Genomic DNA, 20,043 nt, shown 5'->3' with positions numbered 1-20,043 from the left:
GTAACTCACCCTTGCCGGTGATTTTAGGAGATGGAATGAAACTGAAGAAATTTATGGTCGGCATGATGCTGGCCGCGACCACGGTATCCATGCTGGGCGAGGCGCTGGCCCGTCCCATGGGCGGTGGCCGTTCGTTTGGCCGCCAGTCGCAGAACGTGGGCCGCCAGGCTCCCGCGCCGGCACCGGCCCCAGCGCCGGCTGCCGCGCCACGCCAGGCGCAGCCGGCGCCAGCCCCTGCACCGGCGCCTGCCGCGAAGGCGCCCAGCCGCTGGAAGGGCTTGCTGGGCGGCGCCTTGCTGGGCCTGGGCCTGGGCGCGCTGCTGTCGCATTTCGGCCTGGGCGGCGCCCTGGCCAGCATGATCAGCACCTTGCTGATGGTGGCCTTGCTGGCTGGCGTGGCCTTCTTCATCTACCGCATGGTGCGCGGCAAGCGCGACAGCAACGCAGGCGGCAATGCGCCGTTCGCCGGTTTTGGCGGCAACCAGCCGGCACCGGCCGGCAACGTGCCCGACATCGGTTCGCGCATTCCGCCGCTGCCGCCGCTGCAGCCCGTCTCGTCCGGCGTAGGCCTGGACAAGCCGGCGCCGGTTGCCGCGCCATGGGGCGTGCCAAGCGACTTCGACAAGGAAGCGTTCCTGCGCCACGCGAAAAGCAATTTCATTCGCCTGCAAGCGGCCTGGGACAAGGCGGACGTCAACGATATCCGGGAATTCACGTCGCCGGAAGTGTATGCCGAACTGCGCATGCAAATCCAGGAACGGGGCGCGCAGCCGGACTTTACCGATGTCGTCACCATCGATGCCGAATTGCTGGGGATCGAAACGAGCGTCAACGATTACCTGGCCAGCGTGAAGTTTACGGGCATGATCCGTTCGGCGCCGGGCGCCGCAGCGGAACCGTTCGCGGAAGTGTGGAATATGTCGAAACCCGTCAGCGGCAACAGCGGCTGGGTCCTGGCAGGCATCCAGCAATTGAATTAATTGTCAAAACTTGCTGAATAATGGCTTAAGTGCATGCGGAATGCATGATGCTTGACAGATATTTCCTGCTGAACTGGTAAGATCGAAACCGCCCACGTTGTTTTACGGGCGGTTTTTTCTTTTTGGGGGCGCGAAGCGCGCAACATGATGGCACCACTTTCCGATCTTTCCCTGATGACGCCCGTCATCGCCACTATCAACCATTTGCTGGCGCAGGAGCCGTGGGCGCGCCAGCAGCTGGCCGTACACGCCGGCAAGCTGGCCTGCATCGACACGGGCGCCGTGGCCTTGCGTCTGCGCGTCGACAGTGCCGGCATGCTGGAAGCGGCGCCGGCCGACATGCCGGCCAACGTCACCATCCGCGTGAAATTGTCCGATGTGCCGCTGATCCTGCAAAACCGCGAACGGGCGTTTTCCTACGTCAAGATCGAAGGCGATGCCGAGTTTGCCAATGCGATTTCGCAATTGAGCAAGGGCTTGCGCTGGGAAGCGGAGCACGACCTGGAAAAGGTATTGGGCCCCGTGCTGGCCACGCGCCTCGTGTCCGGCGCCAGGGATGCGGCCGCCTTTGTGCGCACGGGCCAGCAAAAGCTGGCGGAAAACGTGGCTGAATACTTTCTCGACGAACAGCCGATGCTGATCCGTCCTGCGACCTTGCAAGAATATTCCGCTGGCGTGACGCGCGTGCGCGATGACGTCGAACGCCTGGCCAAGCGCCTTGCCCGGCTGGAAAAGGCGGCCGCCGCCCTCCAGCCGCAGCCCTCCTCACCGGATTTGTCTACATGATATTGAAATTCCTGCGCCTGTCTAAAATCATCCGTGTTTCCATCAAGTACGGTCTGGATGAGATAGCGATTTCTGGTCTGCAAGTTCCCCGCACCGCCAAATTGATCGATACCCTGATTTTCTGGCGCGACCTGTCGTCGCCGCGGGGCTTGCGCCTGCGTCTGGCGCTGGAAGAGCTGGGTCCGATCTTCGTCAAGTTCGGCCAGGTGCTGTCGACCCGGCGCGACCTGATGCCGCCCGATATCGCCGAAGAACTGGCGCGGCTGCAGGACCGGGTGCCGCCGTTCGATTCCGACCTGGCCGTCGCGCAAATCACCAAGTCCCTGGGAGCGCACCCGGATCAGTTGTTTGCCCGCTTCGAGCGCGAGCCGGTGGCGTCCGCCTCGATCGCCCAGGTGCATTTCGCCACCTTGAAGGATGGCCGCGAAGTGGCCGTGAAGGTCTTGCGTCCAGGCATGAAAAAGCTGATCGACGAAGACGTGGCCCTGATGCACATCGCCGCCGGCTGGATCAGCCGCCTGTGGGCCGACAGCAAGCGCTTGAAGCCGAAAGAGGTGGTGGGCGAGTTCGACAAATACCTGCATGACGAGCTGGACCTGATGCGCGAAGCGGCCAACGCCAGCCAGCTGCGCCGCAACTTCGCCAACTCGGACTTGCTGCTGGTGCCGGAAATGCACTGGGATTACTGCTCCAGCAGCGTCATCGTGATGGAACGCATGTACGGCATCCCCGTGTCGCAGACGGACCGCCTGCTGGCGGCCGGCGTGGATTTGCGCAAGCTGTCCAGCGACGGTGTGGAGATTTTCTTCACGCAAGTGTTCCGCGACGGCTTTTTCCATGCGGACATGCATCCAGGCAATATCCTTGTGTCGATCGCGCCCGAATCGTTCGGCCGCTACATCGCCCTGGACTTTGGCATCGTGGGCACCCTGAACGATTACGACAAGGATTACCTGTCGCAAAACTTCCTCGCCTTCTTCCGCCGCGACTACAAGCGCGTGGCCGAGGCGCATATCGAATCGGGCTGGGCGCCGAAGGATACGCGCGTCGATGAGCTGGAAGCGGCCGTGCGCGCCTGTTGCGAGCCCATCTTCGACCGTCCGCTGAAAGATATTTCTTTTGGGCAAGTTTTGCTGCGCTTGTTCCAGACGTCGCGCCGCTTCAACGTGGAAGTGCAGCCGCAGCTGGTGCTGCTGCAAAAGACCCTGCTCAATATCGAAGGCCTGGGCCGCCAGCTGGACCCGGAACTGGACTTGTGGCAAACGGCCAAGCCCTACCTGGAAAAATGGATGAGCAACCAGGTGGGACCGCAAGGCTTCATGGAGCGCCTGCGCGCCGAGGCGCCCCGTTATGCACACATCTTCCCGCAACTGCCGCGTTTGCTGCACCAGGCCTTGATGGTGCATGGCGAGCCGCGCGAAAACGAGGTGGAACTGATGAAAACCCTGCTGGCGGAGCAACGCCAGACGAACCGCCTGCTGAGCTTTATCGTGTATTTCGTGGGGGCTTTCGCGCTTGGCGCGCTGGGCCTGCAAGTATTCATGCGCTGGCACCAACTGCCGTTTTAACGGGCCAAGGACGTAAGTGATGGCTGACTTTCACACCCGCGATCCGCTGTCGCCCGCCTTCTGGGACGAGCGCTTCGAGAAGCAATTCACGCCCTGGGACCAGGGCGGCGCGCCATCGCGCTTGCGCCGCTTCGTTGCCGGCAGCCCGGCGCCGCTGCGCTGCCTGATTCCCGGCTGCGGCTCCGCGTACGAGCTGGTCTACATGCTGGAGCACGGCTGGGATGCCACGGCCATCGACTTTGCGCCGGCCGCCGTGGCCGCCGCGCGCGCCGTCGTCGGCGAGCGGGCAGGGCAGGTGGTGGAAGCGGATTTCTTTGCCTGGCAGCCGGCAGCGCCGCTGGACCTGATCTATGAACGGGCTTTCCTGTGCGCCATGCCGCGCGCCATGTGGCCGCAGGTGGCGGCCCGCTGGGCGCAGCTGCTGGCGCCCGGTGCCATGCTGGCCGGCTACTTCTTCTTTGACGACCATGCCAAGGGGCCGCCGTTTGGTATTTCGCGTGAGCAACTACAGGCCTTGCTGGCGCCGCATTTCGACTGCCTGGCCGATGAAGCCGTGGACGATTCCATCGCCGTCTTTGCCGGCAAGGAGCGCTGGATGAGCTGGCGCCGCCGGGCGGACTGAGGCAGACAGGCCCGGTGGGTGGGCATTTTCCGCTGGGAATGGCGGAAAAGCTTTATAATTCAGGGTTTTTGATGATTTTCTCGGAGTAGAGATGCCGATTTACGCTTACCGTTGTGACGAGTGTGGTTTTGCCAAGGATGTCTTGCAAAAGATCTCCGATCCAGTACTGACGGTGTGCCTGTCATGCGGCAAGCCCAGTTTCAAGAAACAATTGACGGCCGCCGGTTTCCAATTGAAGGGCACTGGCTGGTACGCGACGGATTTCCGCGGCGGCACGGCGCCCACCACGGCGATTCCGACGGGCCCGGCCGATAGCGCCAAGCCTGCCCCGGCCGCCGAGAGCGCGCCTGCCGCGGCCCCTGCGCCCGCCCCGGCTGCCGCTGCGCCGAAAGCGGACTGAAACGCGCGCCGCGCCGATACTATCCCTTACCGAGAAACCGATGCGTAAATACTTTATTACCGGATTGCTGATTTTAGTACCGCTGGCCATCACCGTCTGGGTACTGAATCTGGTGATCGGCACCCTGGACCAGTCGCTGCTGCTGGTGCCAGAACGTTTCCGCCCGAACTCGCTGTTCGGCTTTGACATTCCTGGCCTGGGCACGATACTGACGATACTCATCGTTTTCCTGACGGGATTGCTGACGAATAACCTGGTCGGCAATTACGTGGTGAAACTGTGGGAAAAATTGCTGCATCGCATACCCATCGTCAATTCCCTGTATTCGAGCGTCAAGCAAGTCTCGGATACCTTGTTTTCCTCGTCGGGCAATGCTTTCCGCAAGGCCGTGCTGGTGCCGTATCCGCACCAGAATTCCTGGACCATCGCATTCCTGACCGGCGTGCCGGGCGGCGATGCGGCGAACCACCTGGTGGGCGACTATGTCAGCGTGTATGTGCCGACGACGCCGAATCCGACATCGGGCTTTTTCCTGATGATGAAGCGCAGCGATGTCGTCGAACTCGACATGAGCGTCGATGCGGCGCTCAAATATATCGTCTCGATGGGCGTGGTGGCGCCTGCGGAAGTTGTTGCTGTACCGGCCCCGGCAGCCAAAGAATAAAGGCAGGCGTCCCGTGCGGGACGTGGCCGGATTGAACACTCACTAACCTGAACTGAGAATTTTATGTCTATGCGTACTGAATATTGCGGCCTCGTTACCGAAGCCATGCTGGGACAAACCGTCAGCCTGTGCGGCTGGGTACATCGCCGCCGCGACCACGGCAGCCTGATTTTCATCGACTTGCGCGACCGTGAAGGCCTGGTGCAAATCGTCTGCAACCCGGAACAAGCGGAGATGTTCAAGGTCGCCGAAGCCGTGCGCAACGAATTCTGCCTGCGCGTGACGGGCGTGGTGACGAACCGTATCGAAGGCACGATCAACAACAACCTGAAATCGGGCAAGATCGAAGTGGTGTGCTCGGACCTGGAAGTGCTGAACCCTTCCGTGCCCGTGCCGTTCCAGCTGGACGACGACAACCTGTCGGAAACGACGCGCCTGACGCACCGCGTGCTGGACCTGCGCCGCCCGCAAATGCAAAACAACCTGCGCCTGCGCTACAAGGTGACGATGGAAGTGCGCAAGTACCTCGACGCGCTGGGCTTCATCGACATCGAAACGCCGATGCTGACCAAGTCCACGCCAGAAGGCGCACGCGACTACCTGGTACCATCGCGCGTGAACGCAGGCAGCTTCTTCGCCTTGCCGCAATCGCCACAGTTGTTCAAGCAACTGTTGATGGTCGCCAACTTCGACCGTTACTACCAGATCACCAAGTGCTTCCGCGACGAAGACTTGCGCGCTGACCGCCAGCCGGAATTCACGCAGATCGACTGCGAAACCTCGTTCCTGACGGAACAGGAAATCCGCGACCTGTTCGAAGACATGATCCGCGTCGTCTTCAAGAACACGCTGGACATCGACCTGCCGAACCCGTTCCCGGTGATGGACTTTGCCGAAGCGATGGGCCTGTACGGTTCCGACAAGCCGGACATGCGCGTCAAGCTGGCCTTCACGGACTTGACCGAAGTCATGAAGACGGTCGAATTCAAGGTCTTCAACGGCGCCGCCAACATGCCGAACGGCCGCGTGGTGGCCCTGCGCGTACCGCAAGGCGGCAGCATGCCCCGTTCGGAAATCGATGCCTACACCCAGTTCGTCGCCATCTACGGCGCCAAGGGCCTCGCTTACATCAAGGTCAACGAGAAAGCCAAGGGTCCTGAAGGCTTGCAGTCGCCGATCGTCAAGTTCCTGCCTGCCGACGTGCTGGCCACGATCCTCGAACAGACGGGCGCGCAGGACGGCGACCTGATCTTCTTCGGCGCGGACAAGGCCAAGGTCGTCAACGACGCCATCGGCGCGCTGCGCGTGAAAATCGGTCACAGCGAGTTCGGCAAGAAGGCGGGCCTGTTCGAAGACGTGTGGAAGCCATTGTGGGTGGTCGACTTCCCGATGTTCGAACACGACGAAGAAGCGGACCGCTGGACGGCAACCCACCATCCGTTCACGGCGCCGAAAGACGGCCATGAAGACATGCTGGAAACCAATCCGGGCGCCTGCATCGCCAAGGCCTACGACATGGTCTTGAACGGCTGGGAACTGGGTGGCGGTTCCATCCGTATCCACCGCGAAGAAGTGCAAAGCAAGGTCTTCCGTGCATTGAAGATCGATGCCGAAGAAGCGCAGCTGAAGTTCGGCTTCCTGCTCGACGCCCTGCAATACGGCGCGCCACCGCATGGCGGCCTGGCATTCGGCCTGGACCGTATCGTGACCATGATGACGGGTTCCGAATCGATCCGCGACGTGATCGCCTTCCCGAAAACCCAGCGCGCGCAAGATTTGCTGACCCATGCGCCGTCGGAAGTGGACGAGAAGCAACTGCGCGAACTGCACATCCGTTTGCGCAGCGCCGAGCCAAAAGTAGTGTAATGAAGCATGCGGCTGCCCAGGCAGCCGCTATCGTTTTACTTGCTGAGGCAAAAAAAGGCGCTGCGAGGCGCCTTTTTCATTCTTGATATGAGCCATAAAATTCCCGTTTCCGTGCTGGTCGTCATCCATACGGCGGATCTGGACGTCTTGCTGATCGAACGCGCGGGCCAGCCCGGTTTCTGGCAATCCGTGACGGGTTCCGTCGATGCCGCCGATGAACCGCTGCTGCAGACGGCCGCGCGCGAACTGTGCGAAGAAACCGGCATCGTTGCCGATGGGAACGACATCGTGCTGCGCGACTGGCAGCTGTCGAACGTGTACGAGATTTACCCGATCTGGCGCCACCGTTATGCGCCTGGCGTGACGCGCAACACGGAGCACGTGTTCAGCGTGCAAGTGCCGCGCGATATCGCCATCACCCTGAGTCCGCGCGAACATTTGCAATACGCGTGGCTGCCGTACTTGGCGGCGGCCGACCGTTGTTTCTCGTCGTCCAACGCGGAAGCGATTTTGCAGTTGCCGGCCATGACGGGCCTGGCGCGTCCCACCTGATTTCCCTAGAAAGCATTCCATGTTGAACTGGTTCCATTTGACTGCGCAGCAAAAACTGCTGGGCACCCTGGGCATCGTTTTCTGCCTGTGTTTTATCTTCCTGCTGTTTAGCTCCACCGTGCCCGGCCGCACGCCACCCATCGGCATGCCGCTGATGGCCATCGGCTGGCTGCTGCACCCGGGCGCGTTTGCCAAGGGCAAGCGCACGGTGGCCTGGCGCGGCGCCCCCTTGCTCGTCAAGATCGTCTGGGCGGCCGGCATCACGGCGCTGATCGTCAGCGTGACGGCGGGCGTGGGACGCATGCTGGCCTGATGGTGTGCGTGATTGTGCTCGTTTAGGTGCGCACGCGCACCTACGCGGGCGCCGCGCGGGGCCTGTCTGGGAGTAGAATCAATGCATGAAAATCCGCGTAGCAACTTATAATATACACAAGGGTGTCTCCTCCGTGCGGGGCTTGCCCAGGGTACATGCCTTGAAGCAGGCGATCGCGCTGTTCCATGCAGATGTTGTTTTTTTGCAAGAGGTGCAGGGCAAGCACGACCGCAATGCAGCCCGCTATGGCGCCGAGAAAAACGGCCACAAACATTGGCCCGAGGCGTCGCAGCATGAGTTTTTTGCCGGCGCCGAGCACCATTCCGCGTACGGCATGAATGCCGTGTATGACCATGGCCACCATGGCAACGCCTTGCTGAGCAAATTTCCCATCGCTTCGCAAACCAACCACGACGTCTCCGACCACGCTTACGAACAGCGCGGCATCCTGCACTGCGTGCTCAAGACGCCGCAGGCCGACGTGCATTGTTATGTCGTCCACCTGGGCCTGTTCGAATCGGGACGGGGCCGCCAGACGCAGGCGCTGATCGATGCCGTCATGGAATCGGCGCCGAATGGCGAGCCCGTCATCATTGCGGGCGATTTCAACGACTGGCGCAACACGCTCAGCGACAAGCTGCGCAATGCGCTGGGCGTGGTGGAAGTATTCGACCAGCGCGCGTCGAACTCGGCCCTGGGCGACCTCGTGCGCACTTTGGCGCGGCGCCAGACGAAAACCCCCGTGCCCGTGCCTGCGCGTACCTTTCCCGCCGCCTTGCCCTGGTTCCGCCTGGACCGCATCTATGTGCGCGGTTTCCACGTGGAAGGCGCGCAAGTGATGCACGGCACCTTGTGGGCAAAACTGTCGGACCACGCGCCGATAGTTGCTGCTTTGAAACTCGCGTAGACTGCCGGCATGCGCACAGTCAATTTCATCGCCCACAACGACATCCAGCTGCTGTATTGCGGCACCGATTACTTCCCCGCGCTGATTGCCGCCATCGACGGCGCGCGCTCGGAAGTGTATTTTGAAACCTATATCTTTGCCGACGACGCCACGGGCACCCTGGTGCTCGATGCGCTCAAGCGGGCGGCCGCGCGCGGCGTGCTGGTGTGCATGATCACGGACTGGTTCGGCACGGGCAACCGCCGGGTCAACGCCATGCATGCAGAGCTGGAAGCGGCCGGCGTGCACCACCGCATCTTCAACCCGTGGTTCCGGCGCGGCATCACGCGCACGCACCGCAAGATCTGCGTGGCCGATGGCGAGATTGCCCTGGTGGGCGGCATCAATATCAACGACGACATGTTTTGCGACTACGACCACAACATCAGCCTGGAAGCGCCGCGCTGGGATTTCGCCGTGCAGGTGAAGGGTCCGCTGGTGGACGCCATCCACGAGGAAGTGCAGGCGCAATGGGCACGATTGGGCAAGATGAACCTGGTGCGGCGCATCAAGCTGTACCGCAAGATGCGCGTCGTCAGCAAGGAACTGGCGAAGAATCCCGTGGTGGCGGGCTTTGTCGTGCGCGACAACCTGCGCAACCGCCGCACCATCCAGCGCGCCTATCTGCAGGCGCTGGGCCAGGCGAGGAAAAGCGTGATGCTGGCCAACCCGTATTTCGCGCCCGGCCACAAGCTGCGCCGCGCGCTGGCCCAGGCGGCCCAGCGGGGCGTCGACGTGGTGCTGCTGATCGGCGTGGGCGAATTCCGCATGCAGGATGCCGTGGCGCACTCGTTTTATCCGAAGCTGCTGGCCGCCGGCGTGAAGATCGTCGAATACCGCAAGACGCAGCTGCACGCCAAGGTGGCCGTCGTCGACGATGACTGGGCGACGGTCGGCTCCAGCAATATCGATGCGCTGAGCCTGTTCCTGAACCAGGAAGCGAACGTGGTCATCAAGGATGTGGCGTTTGCGCAAAGCCTGCGCCAGCACATCGAGCAGGGCGTGGCCGACGGCATCGTCATCCACCAGGACGATTTCAAGCACATCGGCCGTTTCCGCCGCCTTGGCTATGAAGCGGCGTTTCTCGCGTACCGCCTGGTGATGCGCATTTTTTCAGTAGGCAAGTACGCATGAACGATATGACAACGGTAAGGCTGGACAAATGGCTGTGGGCCGCGCGCTTCTTCAAGACGCGCTCCCTGGCCAGCGAGGCCGTCGACACGGGCAAGGTGAAAGTGGGCGGCGAGCGCGTGAAACCGGCGCGCAGCCTGCGCGTGGGCGACGAGCTGGCCATCGACAATGGCGCGGAGACGTGGGAAGTGGCCGTGCTGGGCTTGTCCGACAAGCGCGGCGCGGCGCCCGTGGCGCGCCTGCTGTACGGGGAAACGCCGGCCAGCATCGCCCGCCGCGAGCAGCTGGCCGAGGAGCGCAAGCTGTTCCGCGAGCCCGGCAGCACCATCAAGGGGCGGCCGACCAAGCGCGACCGCCGTCAACTGAGCAAGGCAGGCGGCCTCGACTGAGGCACGCCGGCAGCGGCATGGACGGGGCAAACCCGGGGCAATCCCGGGCAAAACCCGTGTTTGCCGCCCCGAAAGCAGCACCAATCGCGCGGCCGAAGAATGCTGCGCTGCACCAATAGAACGCCGGCTCTAAAGTTCCCGTTTGACTTTTACGTGGTAGTGGATAATAGTACGAGCGTTCGGATTTTTTCGAAGCGTGCTTTTTTTACCCTCGCTTCAGTCCGCCAGATCGGCAACATCACTTTTAGAACGGTACTCTTGAATACTTCAGTCAAATTCATGCGCAAGGGCGAACTGACCCGTGCCGCCATCCTCGACGTGGCGCTGGACTTGTCCAGCCGCGACGGCCTGGAAGGCCTGACCATCGGCTTGCTTGCGGACAAAATGAACATGAGCAAGTCGGGCGTGTTTGCCCACTTTGGCTCGCGCGAAGACTTGCAGATGGAAGTGCTCAAGCTCTACCACTATCGTTTCGAGCAAGAAGTCTTTTTCCCCAGCATGAAAGAACCACGCGGCATCCAGCGCCTGCAATCGATGTTTGCGCGCTGGGTCAAGCGGGTCAGCGTGGAAATCGCTTCCGGCTGCATCTATATCAGCGGCGCCGTCGAATATGACGACCGTCCCGGTCCCATCCGCGAAGCCCTGGTGGCCATGGTGCGGGCCTGGCAGGGCGCGCTGCTGCGCTGTGTCGAGCAATCGATCGCCACGGGCGACCTGAAAGCGGACACGGACGCCCAGCAGCTGGTGTACGAGATGTATGGCCTGATCCTGGCCCTGCATCACGATGCGCGCTTCCTGCGCGTGCCGGGCAGCATCGAACGGGCGCAGGCAGGCTTTGTCCGCCTGCTGGCGTCGTACCAGAATCCAGTCACAAGCAAATAAGCCGTCAGGCAGTATCCGCAGCAACGCACACGCAGTTCACAAGTACAACACTTTAGCTAATCGCCTTCAGGAGAAAATTATGGGTCAATACGTCGCGCCAATCCGGGATATGCAATTCGTCCTGCATGAGTTCCTGCAAGTGGAAGAAGAACTGAAGCAAATGCCGTCGTACGCCGACGTCGACGCCGACATCATCAACCAGGTGCTGGAAGAGGGCGGCAAATTCACCTCCGAAGTATTGTTCCCGCTGAACCACTCCGGCGACCGCGAAGGCTGTCACCACGATCCCGTCACGAAAAGCGTGACCACGCCTAAAGGTTTCAAGGAAGCCTACAAGCAGTACGTCGAAGGCGGCTGGGCGGCCCTGGCGTGCGATCCGGAATACGGCGGCCAGGGCTTGCCCGTCGTGCTGAACAACTCGTTCTATGAAATGCTGAACTCGTCGAACCAGGCCTGGTCCATGTACCCGGGCCTGTCGCACGGCGCCTACGAGTGCCTGAAGGAGCACGGCACCGACCACCAGAAGGAAGTGTATCTGCCGAAGCTGGTGTCGGGCGAATGGACGGGCACCATGTGCCTGACCGAACCGCACTGCGGCACCGACCTGGGCCTGCTGCGCTCGAAAGCGCTGCCTGAGGCGGACGGTTCCTGGACCATCACCGGCAACAAGATCTTCATCTCGGCCGGCGAGCACGACATGGCGGAAAACATCCTGCACCTGGTGCTGGCCCGCGTGCCGGACGCGCCGGAAGGCTCGAAAGGCATCTCGCTGTTCCTGGTGCCGAAATTCCTGCCGAACGCAGACGGCACGGTGGGCGCGCGCAACCCCATCACCTGCGGCGCCATCGAAGAAAAAATGGGCATCCACGGCAATTCGACCTGCCAGATGAACCTGGACGGCGCGAAAGGCTGGATCATCGGCCAGCCGAACAAGGGCTTGAACGCCATGTTCGTCTTCATGAACGCGGCCCGCCTGGGCGTGGGCATGCAGTCGCTGGGCCTGACGGAAATCGCCTACCAGAACGCGCTGATCTACGCCAAGGACCGCACGCAAATGCGTTCGCTGTCCGGCATCAAGAATCCGGAACTGCCGGCCGACCGCATCATCGTGCACCCTGACGTGCGCCGCATGCTGTTGACGGGCAAAGCCTACGCCGAAGGCGCGCGCGCCTTCACTTCCTACGTGGCGCTGCAGATCGACCGCGAACTGCACCACCCTGACGCCGACGTGCGCAAGGAAGCGGCCGACGAAGTGGCGCTGCTGACGCCCGTGATCAAGGCGTTCATCACCGACAACGCCTGGATCGCCACCTCGGACGCGATGCAAGTGTTCGGCGGCCACGGCTACATCTCGGAATGGGGCATGGAACAGTATGTGCGCGACGCGCGCATCAACATGATCTACGAAGGCACGAACACGATCCAGTCGCTGGACCTGCTGGGCCGCAAGATCCTGGGCGACAACGGCGCCAAGCTGCGCAAGTTCGGCGAAAAGATCAAGGCTTTCGTCGAAGACAACGGCACCGATGAAGCGATGAGCGAATTCGTCACCCCACTGGGCGACCTGGGCGACAAAGTCACCAAGCTGACCATGGAAATCGGCATGAAGGCATTCCAGAATCCGGACGAAGTGGGCGCGGCATGCGTGCCTTACCTGCGCGTCGTCGGCCACATGATCTACAGCTACCTGTTCGCGCAGATGGCCAAGATCGCCCTCGAAAAAGAGTCCAGCGGCGACAAGTTCTACACCGCCAAACTGGCTACCGCACGTTTCTACTTCGCCCGCTTGCAGCCTGAAACGGCAACCCTGATCCGTCAGGCGCGTTCCGGTTCGGCCAACCTGATGGCACTCGACGCAGACCTGTTCTAAGACTTGAGGAAAATATGACCAATTTCATCGTTAAAAAAGTAGCCGTCCTGGGCGCCGGCGTGATGGGCGCGCAGATCGCCGCCCACTGCATCAACGCGAAAGTGCCGGTCGTGCTGTTCGACCTGCCTGCGAAGGAAGGTCCGAAGAATGGCATCGTGCTGCGCGCCATCGAGAACCTGAAAAAGCTGTCGCCTGCGCCGCTGGGCAACAAGGATGACGCTGCGCTGATCCAGGTGGCCAACTACGAAGACAACCTGGACCTGCTGGCCGGTTGCGACCTGATTATCGAAGCCATCGCCGAGCGCATGGACTGGAAACACGACCTGTACCAGAAGGTGGCCCCGCACATCGGCCCGAACGCGATCTTCGCCTCGAACACCTCGGGCCTGTCGATCACCAAGCTGGCCGAAGGCTTCGACGCTGACCTGAAATCGCGCTATTGCGGCGTGCACTTCTTCAACCCGCCGCGCTATATGCACCTGGTCGAGATCATCCCGACCGCGTTCACCAAGCCTGAGATTTCCGACCAGCTGGAAGGCTTCCTGACCACCACCCTGGGCAAGGGCGTAGTCCGCGCCAAGGACACGCCGAACTTCATCGCCAACCGCGTTGGCGTGTTCGGCATCCTGGCCATCGTGCACGAAGCGGAAAAATTCGGCCTGTCCGTGGACGTCGTCGACGACCTGACCGGCTCCAAGCTGGGCCGCGCCAAGTCGGGCACCTTCCGCACGGCGGACGTGGTCGGCCTGGACACCATGGGCCATGTGATCAAGACCATGCAGGACTACCTGCCGAACGACCCGTTCGCTGCCGTCTACAAGACGCCGGCCGTGCTGGCATCGCTGGTGGAAAAAGGCGCGCTGGGCCAGAAGAGCGGCGCGGGCTTCTACAAGAAGGTCGGCAAGGAAATCCAACGCCTGGACTTCGCCACCGGTGAATACGTGGCCGGCGGCGCCAAGGCTGCCGACATCATCGCCCGCATCCTGAAGGAAAAGGACCCGGTCAAGAAGATGAAGGCGCTGCGCGAATCGACGAACCCGCAAGGCCAGTTCCTGTGGGCGATCTTCCGCGACGCTTTCCACTACATCGCCATCCACCTGGACACCGTGGCCGACAATGCGCGCGACATCGACTTCGCCATGCGCTGGGGCTTCGGCTGGAACGTGGGCCCGTTTGAAACGTGGCAGGCATCGAACTGGCTGCAAGTGGCCAACTGGGTCAAGGAAGACATCGACGCCGGCCACGCGCTGTGCAATGCACCGCTGCCAGCCTGGGTCTTCGAAGGCCCGGTCGCTGAAAAAGGCGGCGTGCACACGCCGGAAGGTTCGTACTCCGCCGTGTCGAACAGCTTCGTGCCCCGTTCGACCCTGTCCGTGTACGACCGCCAGCCATTCCGCGCGCCAGTGCTGGGCAGCGGCGCCATCGACGGCAAGACCGCCGGCACCACCGTCTTCGAAGACGAATCCGTGCGCGTCTGGCATACGGGCGACGATGTATTGATCATCTCGTTCAAGACCAAGATGCACGTGATCGGCGAAGGCGTGATCAACGGACTCAAGCTCGCGCTGGCCGAAGCCGAGAAGAACTTCAAGGGCCTGGTGATCTGGCACGCCGACGCAGCCGAAGGCGGCGCCTTCTCGGCCGGCGCCGACCTGCAATCGGCCCTGCCTGCGTTCATGCAAGGCGGCGTGAAAGCCGTCGATCCGATCATCGCCGAACTGCAGAACACCTTCATGTCGCTGAAATACGCGAACGTGCCGGTGATCGCCGCGGTCGCTGGCCTGGCACTGGGCGGCGGTTGCGAGCTGGCGCTGCACGCGTCGAAGCGCGTGGCCTCGATCGAGTCGTACATCGGCCTGGTGGAAGTGGGCGTGGGCCTGATTCCAGCCGGCGGCGGCCTGAAGGAAGCGGCGCAGCGCGCCTACAAGGAAGCCAAGGGCAACGACATCCTGCAATTCCTGAAAACGGGCTTCACCAATGCAGCCACCGCCAACGTGTCGAAATCGGCGCTGGAAGCGAAGAAAATGGGCTACCTGAAGGAAGACGACGTGATCGTGTTCAACGCCTACGAGCTGCTGCACGTGGCCAAGGTCGAAGCGCGCGCCATGTTCGACGCGGGCTTCCGTCCGCAACTGCCTTCGCTGATCCAGGTGACGGGCCGTTACGGCTGGGGCACGATCAAGGCGCAGCTGGTCAACATGCGCGACGGCGGCTTCATTTCGGCGCACGATTTCAAGCTGGGCGAGATGATCGCCGAGATCGTATCGGGCGGCGACGTGGACCAGGGCAGTTTCGTCAGCGAACAGTGGCTGCTGGATATGGAACGCAAGGCATTCCTGGAGCTGTTGAACCATCCGAAAACCCAGGAACGGATCATGGGCATGATGCAGACCGGTAAACCGGTACGCAACTAAGCACAGCGTCGATGACGATCCTGTCCCTCGTATTTCAAGTATTACTGCGCGTGAGGCCAAGCATGGTGTATGACCGTATCAAACAACAGATGATGGACACCTTGCCCTTCGTGCGGCTGCTGGGGATCAGCATCGACGAAATCGGCGCCGGCACCTCGAAGGTGTCGATGCCGGAAGATCCCAGACTGAATAATCACCTGGGCACGCAGCATGCGGGCGCCTTGTTTACCCTGGCCGAAACGGCTTCCGGCGCGGCCATGGCGGGCGGCTTCGCCGAGCTGATACTGGGCTTGCGCCCGGTGGCCAAGGAGTCGCGCATCCAGTACCAGAAGGTGGCCAAGGGCGCGACGCGCGCCGAAGGCCGGGTACCGGGCGACCTGGCTGCACTGAAGGCGCAGCTGGCGCAGGATGGCAAGGTGGCGTTTCCCGTGGAAGTCGATATCTTCGACTCTGAAGGCACGCTGGCGGCACAGGTGACGGTGGACTGGTATTTGTCGCAGAAGCGATAGGCCTCTACCCCGGACATTCGACAGAACACGAACTTCGTTCAACATCTTTGAAAGAACAAAATGAGCAAACAACTTCAAGACGCGTACATCGTCTCTGCAACCCGCACCCCGATCGGCAAGGCGCCGCGCGGCATGTTCAAGAACACCCGTCCGGACGACCTGCTGGTGCGCGTGCTGCAATCGGCACTGGCACAGGCGCCTGGCCTGGACCCGGCATTGATCACCGACGCCATCATCGGCTGCTCGTTCCCGGAAGCGGAGCAGGGCTTCAATATCGCGCGTAACTCGGTGCTGCTGGCCGGCTTGCCGAAGACCGTGGGCGGCGTCACCGTCAACCGCTACTGCGCATCGGGCATCACGGCCATTGCCATGGCGGCCGACCGCATCCGCGTGGGCGAAGCCGACGTGATGATCGCCGGCGGCATCGAATCGATGTCGATGGTGCCGATGATGGGCCATCACCCATCGATGAACCTGGACATGTTCAGCGATGAAAACATCGGCATGGCTTACGGCATGGGCCTGACGGCCGAAAAAGTGGCGCAGCAATGGAAAGTGTCGCGCGAACAGCAGGACGCGTTCTCCGTCGAATCGCATCGCCGCGCCATCGCCGCGCAGCAAGCCGGTTTCTTCAAGGCGGAAACGACGCCCGTGGAAATCATCACGCGCACGCCGAACCTGGCCACCGGCCAGGTGGACGTGACGCGCCGCACGGTCGACACGGACGAAGGCGCGCGCGCCGATTCGTCGATGGAGTCGCTGGCCAAGCTCAAGCCGGTGTTTGCCGCCAAGGGTAGCGTCACGGCCGCCAACAGCTCGCAGATGTCCGACGGCGCCGGTGCGCTGCTGATCGTCAGCGAAAAAATTCTGCGCGAGCATAACCTGACCCCGCTGGCGAAATTCTCCTCGTTCGCCGTGCGCGGCGTGCCGCCGGAAATCATGGGCATCGGTCCGAAATTTGCCATTCCGGCAGCGTGCGCCGCCGCCGGCATCACGCAAGACCAGCTGGACTGGATCGAGCTGAACGAAGCGTTTGCCGCACAGGCACTGGCCGTCATCGGCGACCTGGGCCTGGACCCGGCCAAAGTGAACCCGATGGGCGGCGCGATCGCCCTGGGCCACCCGCTGGGCGCCACCGGTGCCATCCGCGCCGCCACCGTGATCCACGCGTTGCAGCGCACCAAGCAGAAGTACGGCATGGTCACCATGTGCGTGGGCGCCGGCATGGGCGCCGCCGGAATTTTCGAACGCGTCTGAGTTTGACGGGCTAAAGCAATAAAACAGGGCGCTGTGGGATGACTCCGGCGCCCTTTATCATTTGGAGACGACATGGATATTTTGTGCAGCACGAGCGAGGGTATTCTGACCCTGGAATTCAACCGCCTGGAACGCAAGAATGCGATCACGGGCGCCATGTACCAGACCCTGGCCGATGCGCTGGTGGCGGCGGAGAGCGACGACGCCGTGCGCGCCATCCTGATCTGCGGCAAGCGCGAGATTTTCACGGCCGGCAACGACCTCGATGATTTCATGAAGACGGCGCGCCCGAAGGATGGCTCGCTCGACCATGACCGTCCCGTGTTCCAGTTCATGCGCGCCCTGTACGGCAGCAGCAAGCCCGTGGTGGCCGCCGTCTCCGGCCCCGCCATCGGCATCGGCACTACCTTGCTCATGCATTGCGACCTGGTGTATGCGGCCGATAACGCCAGCTTCTCGATGCCGTTCACGCAACTGGGCCTGTGCCCGGAATTCGGTTCCAGCCTGCTGTTCGCGCAATTGGCCGGCTACCCGCGCGCGGCGGAAAAACTGATGCTGGGCGAATCCTTCCCCGCGCAGGAAGCGCTGGAAATGGGCCTCGTGTCGAAAGTCGTGCCCCTGTACGAGCTGATGACGTTCGCCCAAGGCCAGGCCGCCAAGCTGGTAGCCCTGCCGGCCGCCTCGATCCGCGCCACCAAGCGCCTGATGAAGCAAAGCCGCATGGAGCCGATGAAGGCCGCCATCGCCGAGGAAAACAAACTGTTCAGCGCCATGCTGGGCGGCGCGGAAGCGAAGGAAGCGTTTACGGCTTTCTTTGAAAAGCGCAAGCCAAACTTCAAGCAGTTCAATTAAGCGCCTGCCTGAACGGCGGCGCGCATGCCCGCCAGGATCAGGCCGACCGAGGCATGCCAGCCGGTCTCGCTGGCTGGCCGGCCCGCCAGCGCGTAGCCGTGCAGGAAATCGACGAGCGCATCGCGCCCGCGCAAGCGGGTTTTTCTGTCCAGCGCCAGGCCATCGACGGCCAGGTCGAACAGCGCCGCAAACCGTTCGGCCACGTCCGCTTGCGTGACCAGGCCGCGCGCCATCAGGCGCACGAAATACGGCGTGGCGCTGACCAGTTCCAGGTACAGCGCGCATAGCGCCAGCAAACGCCGCCGGGGTGCCTGGCGGGACGTAAACGGCGGCTGCCGCGGGTCGAGCGTGATAAAACGCTGCGCCATCAAGGCCAGCAGCAGTTCCTCTTTCCCCGCGTAATAGTGATACAGCGCCATGGCGTCGACGCCCAGGCTGTGCGCCAGCGCGCGCATGGAAAACGCTTCGCCTTTTTCTTCCAGCAGGGCCAGGGCGGCCTGCAGGATGGCGGCGTTGTCGAGCGCGGGCGCGACGCGGCGGGGACGACCCGCGCGCCGCACGGGATTTGCAATGGCTTGAAGTTTTGTGGAGTTCATGGGCATAATTCTACACTGTAGAATTAATTGGAGGACACATCATGCAACAACCTTTCGTCAGCGTCTTTCTCGGCATCAGTCTCGATGGCTGCATCGCGGGAGAAAACGGCGACCTGTCCTGGCTGGCCGAACTGGCCCCCGATACGCCCGAGGCTACCGGCTACACGCAATTGATGGAGCAGGTCGATACCTTGCTGATCGGCCGCACCACCTACGACGCCGTGCTGGGCTTCGAGCCATGGCCGTATGCGGGCAAGCGCGTGGCGGTATTGAGCCACCGCGACTTCGCGCCGCGGCATGGGGAAGAGCGCTGCGAAGGCAGCGTGCGGGAAGTGTTGGCGCGGCTGGCCGAAGCAGGCTGCCGCCATGTGTACATCGACGGCGGCGCCGTCATCCGCGCGGCCTTGCGCGAAGGCGTCATCGACAGTCTCACCTTGTCCGTGCTGCCCGTGGTGCTGGGCAAGGGTGTCCGCCTGTTCGAGGATGGCTTGCCGCGCAGCGACTGGCGGCTCAATGGCACGCGCCAGCTGCCCAGCGGCGTGGTGCAGCTGCGCTATGAAAAACGTTAAACGGTGCTGGCCAGGTCGACGATGAAGCCGGCGTCAAAACGCTCGTTTTCCGGTGTGCCGTCCGGCCGCCTGTAGCCGCAGGGGTTGCACACGACGCGGCAGCCGCCTATGCGATAGTCGAGCGAGGCGTGCATGTGGCCATGCACCCACAGGTCCGCCTGCGCCACGAGCTCGTCCAGCTGCGAGGCGAACGCGGGCGAGCCCAGGTTCGTCGCGTACTGCGCTTCCACCGACAGCATCGAGGGCGCCATGTGCGTGATGACGACGGTCTTGCCATCGAACGGTTGCGCCAGCTGCCGCGCCAGCCAGGCGCGGTGCTGTGCGTGCAGCTGCGCCGTGTCGGTGGCGCACAGCAGGCGCGGCGTGTCGCCGCCCGTGCTGATGCGCTTGTAGTCGGGCATGTAGGCTTGCGCCGCCTGCAGGGCCTCTTGCTGGCGCTCGGCGCCGAACAGCAGGAAATCCGTCCACAGGGTGATGCCGAGGAAGCGCACGCCGCCGAGCGTCACGGCATCGCCGTCGAGCAGGCGGATGCTGGCGCCTTGCGCATTGGCGCTGGCGCAGGCGTCGCGCACGGCGTCCTGCATGTGTTCCAGCTGATATCCATAACCTTCGTGATTGCCGTGCACATACAGCACGGGCAGGGCGCCAAAGGTGCGCGCGGCCCAGGCGATGGCCTGGCTGCCCGTGGCGATGTCGCCGGCCAGGATCGCCACGTCGGGGCGGCAGGAGGCAAGGTCGATGGCGGGGGATTCTTCACCCCAGACTTCCAGGTGCAGGTCGGACAGGATCAGCAAACGCATGGCAGTGGGCGCGGCAAGGCGCACGGCAGTCAACGGGCCTCTATCGTAGCGCAATTGGCGGGATGGACGGCAAGCGT

Annotated in this window: 21 protein-coding genes; 19 read left to right on the top strand and 2 right to left on the bottom strand. The window is 62.6% G+C overall.

Annotated elements, in window-relative coordinates; genetic code table 11:
- Positions 1-35: 35 nt before the first annotated feature.
- The 18 genes from GCN74_RS11370 (at position 36) to GCN74_RS11285 (ending at position 18,001) form a co-directional block, all read left to right on the top strand.
- Positions 36-980 carry a Tim44 domain-containing protein gene (locus GCN74_RS11370; RefSeq protein WP_152256788.1) on the top strand — a complete coding sequence of 315 codons (945 nt, stop codon included), beginning with the start codon at positions 36-38 and terminating at the stop codon, positions 978-980.
- Positions 981-1,127: 147 nt separating this feature from the next.
- Positions 1,128-1,766: an SCP2 domain-containing protein gene (locus GCN74_RS11365; RefSeq protein ID WP_226938999.1), complete on the top strand. Its 639-nt coding sequence runs from the start codon at positions 1,128-1,130 to the stop codon at positions 1,764-1,766.
- Positions 1,763-3,334, top strand: coding sequence for a ubiquinone biosynthesis regulatory protein kinase UbiB (gene ubiB / locus GCN74_RS11360; RefSeq protein WP_152256787.1), 1,572 nt, complete (start codon positions 1,763-1,765; stop codon positions 3,332-3,334). The genes GCN74_RS11365 and ubiB overlap by 4 nt, the downstream gene beginning before the upstream one ends.
- Positions 3,335-3,353: 19 nt before the next feature.
- Complete coding sequence (locus GCN74_RS11355; RefSeq protein ID WP_152256786.1) at positions 3,354-3,956, top strand: methyltransferase; 603 nt, start codon at positions 3,354-3,356, stop codon at positions 3,954-3,956.
- A gap of 91 nt (positions 3,957-4,047) precedes the next feature.
- Entirely contained in the window at positions 4,048-4,356 is a 309-nt protein-coding gene (locus tag GCN74_RS11350; RefSeq protein ID WP_152256785.1) for an FmdB family zinc ribbon protein, read from the top strand.
- 40 nt (positions 4,357-4,396) lie between these two features.
- Positions 4,397-5,020, top strand: a complete 624-nt coding sequence (locus GCN74_RS11345; protein WP_152256784.1) for a DUF502 domain-containing protein — start codon at positions 4,397-4,399, stop codon at positions 5,018-5,020.
- Positions 5,021-5,089: 69 nt separating this feature from the next.
- On the top strand, positions 5,090-6,886 hold the full coding sequence (gene aspS / locus GCN74_RS11340; protein ID WP_152256854.1) for an aspartate--tRNA ligase: 1,797 nt from the start codon (positions 5,090-5,092) through the stop codon (positions 6,884-6,886).
- An 87-nt stretch (positions 6,887-6,973) separates the two neighbouring features.
- The gene (gene nudB, locus GCN74_RS11335; RefSeq protein ID WP_152256783.1) at positions 6,974-7,438 is read left to right on the top strand and encodes a dihydroneopterin triphosphate diphosphatase; all 465 of its coding nucleotides are present in this window, start codon (positions 6,974-6,976) and stop codon (positions 7,436-7,438) included.
- A 19-nt stretch (positions 7,439-7,457) separates the two neighbouring features.
- Positions 7,458-7,751, top strand: coding sequence for a hypothetical protein (locus GCN74_RS11330; protein WP_152256782.1), 294 nt, complete (start codon positions 7,458-7,460; stop codon positions 7,749-7,751).
- Positions 7,752-7,836: 85 nt separating this feature from the next.
- Entirely contained in the window at positions 7,837-8,658 is an 822-nt protein-coding gene (locus tag GCN74_RS11325) for an endonuclease/exonuclease/phosphatase family protein (RefSeq protein ID WP_152256781.1), read from the top strand.
- A 9-nt stretch (positions 8,659-8,667) separates the two neighbouring features.
- The gene (gene clsB, locus GCN74_RS11320; protein WP_092718420.1) at positions 8,668-9,831 is read left to right on the top strand and encodes a cardiolipin synthase ClsB; all 1,164 of its coding nucleotides are present in this window, start codon (positions 8,668-8,670) and stop codon (positions 9,829-9,831) included.
- Complete coding sequence (locus GCN74_RS11315) at positions 9,828-10,217, top strand: RNA-binding S4 domain-containing protein (protein ID WP_152256780.1); 390 nt, start codon at positions 9,828-9,830, stop codon at positions 10,215-10,217. The genes clsB and GCN74_RS11315 overlap by 4 nt, the downstream gene beginning before the upstream one ends.
- 279 nt (positions 10,218-10,496) lie before the next feature.
- Positions 10,497-11,099: a TetR/AcrR family transcriptional regulator gene (locus GCN74_RS11310; RefSeq protein ID WP_152256853.1), complete on the top strand. Its 603-nt coding sequence runs from the start codon at positions 10,497-10,499 to the stop codon at positions 11,097-11,099.
- Between the two features lie 79 nt (positions 11,100-11,178).
- Entirely contained in the window at positions 11,179-12,969 is a 1,791-nt protein-coding gene (locus GCN74_RS11305) for an acyl-CoA dehydrogenase C-terminal domain-containing protein (RefSeq protein ID WP_152256779.1), read from the top strand.
- A gap of 14 nt (positions 12,970-12,983) precedes the next feature.
- Positions 12,984-15,383: a 3-hydroxyacyl-CoA dehydrogenase/enoyl-CoA hydratase family protein gene (locus GCN74_RS11300; protein ID WP_152256778.1), complete on the top strand. Its 2,400-nt coding sequence runs from the start codon at positions 12,984-12,986 to the stop codon at positions 15,381-15,383.
- 62 nt (positions 15,384-15,445) lie between these two features.
- Positions 15,446-15,892 (top strand): PaaI family thioesterase, encoded by a 447-nt coding sequence (locus GCN74_RS11295; RefSeq protein WP_152256777.1) that lies wholly within the window; start codon positions 15,446-15,448, stop codon positions 15,890-15,892.
- 60 nt (positions 15,893-15,952) lie between these two features.
- Positions 15,953-17,149, top strand: coding sequence for an acetyl-CoA C-acyltransferase (locus GCN74_RS11290; RefSeq protein WP_046682137.1), 1,197 nt, complete (start codon positions 15,953-15,955; stop codon positions 17,147-17,149).
- A 72-nt stretch (positions 17,150-17,221) separates the two neighbouring features.
- Complete coding sequence (locus GCN74_RS11285) at positions 17,222-18,001, top strand: enoyl-CoA hydratase (RefSeq protein ID WP_152256776.1); 780 nt, start codon at positions 17,222-17,224, stop codon at positions 17,999-18,001.
- On the opposite strand, the gene GCN74_RS11280 is transcribed toward GCN74_RS11285, so the two are convergent.
- Positions 17,998-18,597: a TetR/AcrR family transcriptional regulator gene (locus GCN74_RS11280; protein WP_193317046.1), complete on the bottom strand. Its 600-nt coding sequence runs from the start codon at positions 18,595-18,597 to the stop codon at positions 17,998-18,000. The two genes, GCN74_RS11285 and GCN74_RS11280, sit on opposite strands and share 4 nt — an antisense overlap.
- A gap of 41 nt (positions 18,598-18,638) precedes the next feature.
- Here GCN74_RS11280 and GCN74_RS11275 point away from each other — a divergent pair, with 41 nt between their 5' ends.
- Positions 18,639-19,166 carry a dihydrofolate reductase family protein gene (locus GCN74_RS11275; RefSeq protein WP_152256774.1) on the top strand — a complete coding sequence of 176 codons (528 nt, stop codon included), beginning with the start codon at positions 18,639-18,641 and terminating at the stop codon, positions 19,164-19,166.
- On the opposite strand, the gene GCN74_RS11270 is transcribed toward GCN74_RS11275, so the two are convergent.
- A complete protein-coding gene (locus tag GCN74_RS11270; RefSeq protein WP_152256773.1) occupies positions 19,163-19,966 on the bottom strand; it encodes a metallophosphoesterase family protein in 804 nt (267 codons plus the stop codon). The two genes, GCN74_RS11275 and GCN74_RS11270, sit on opposite strands and share 4 nt — an antisense overlap.
- Positions 19,967-20,043: the final 77 nt, after the last annotated feature.

Source organism: Janthinobacterium sp. FT14W (assembly GCF_009208755.1).
Lineage (GTDB): Bacteria > Pseudomonadota > Gammaproteobacteria > Burkholderiales > Burkholderiaceae_D > Janthinobacterium > Janthinobacterium violaceinigrum.
The sequence above is the reverse complement of the archived record's forward strand: the minus strand, read 5'-3'. Positions and strand labels throughout refer to the sequence as shown.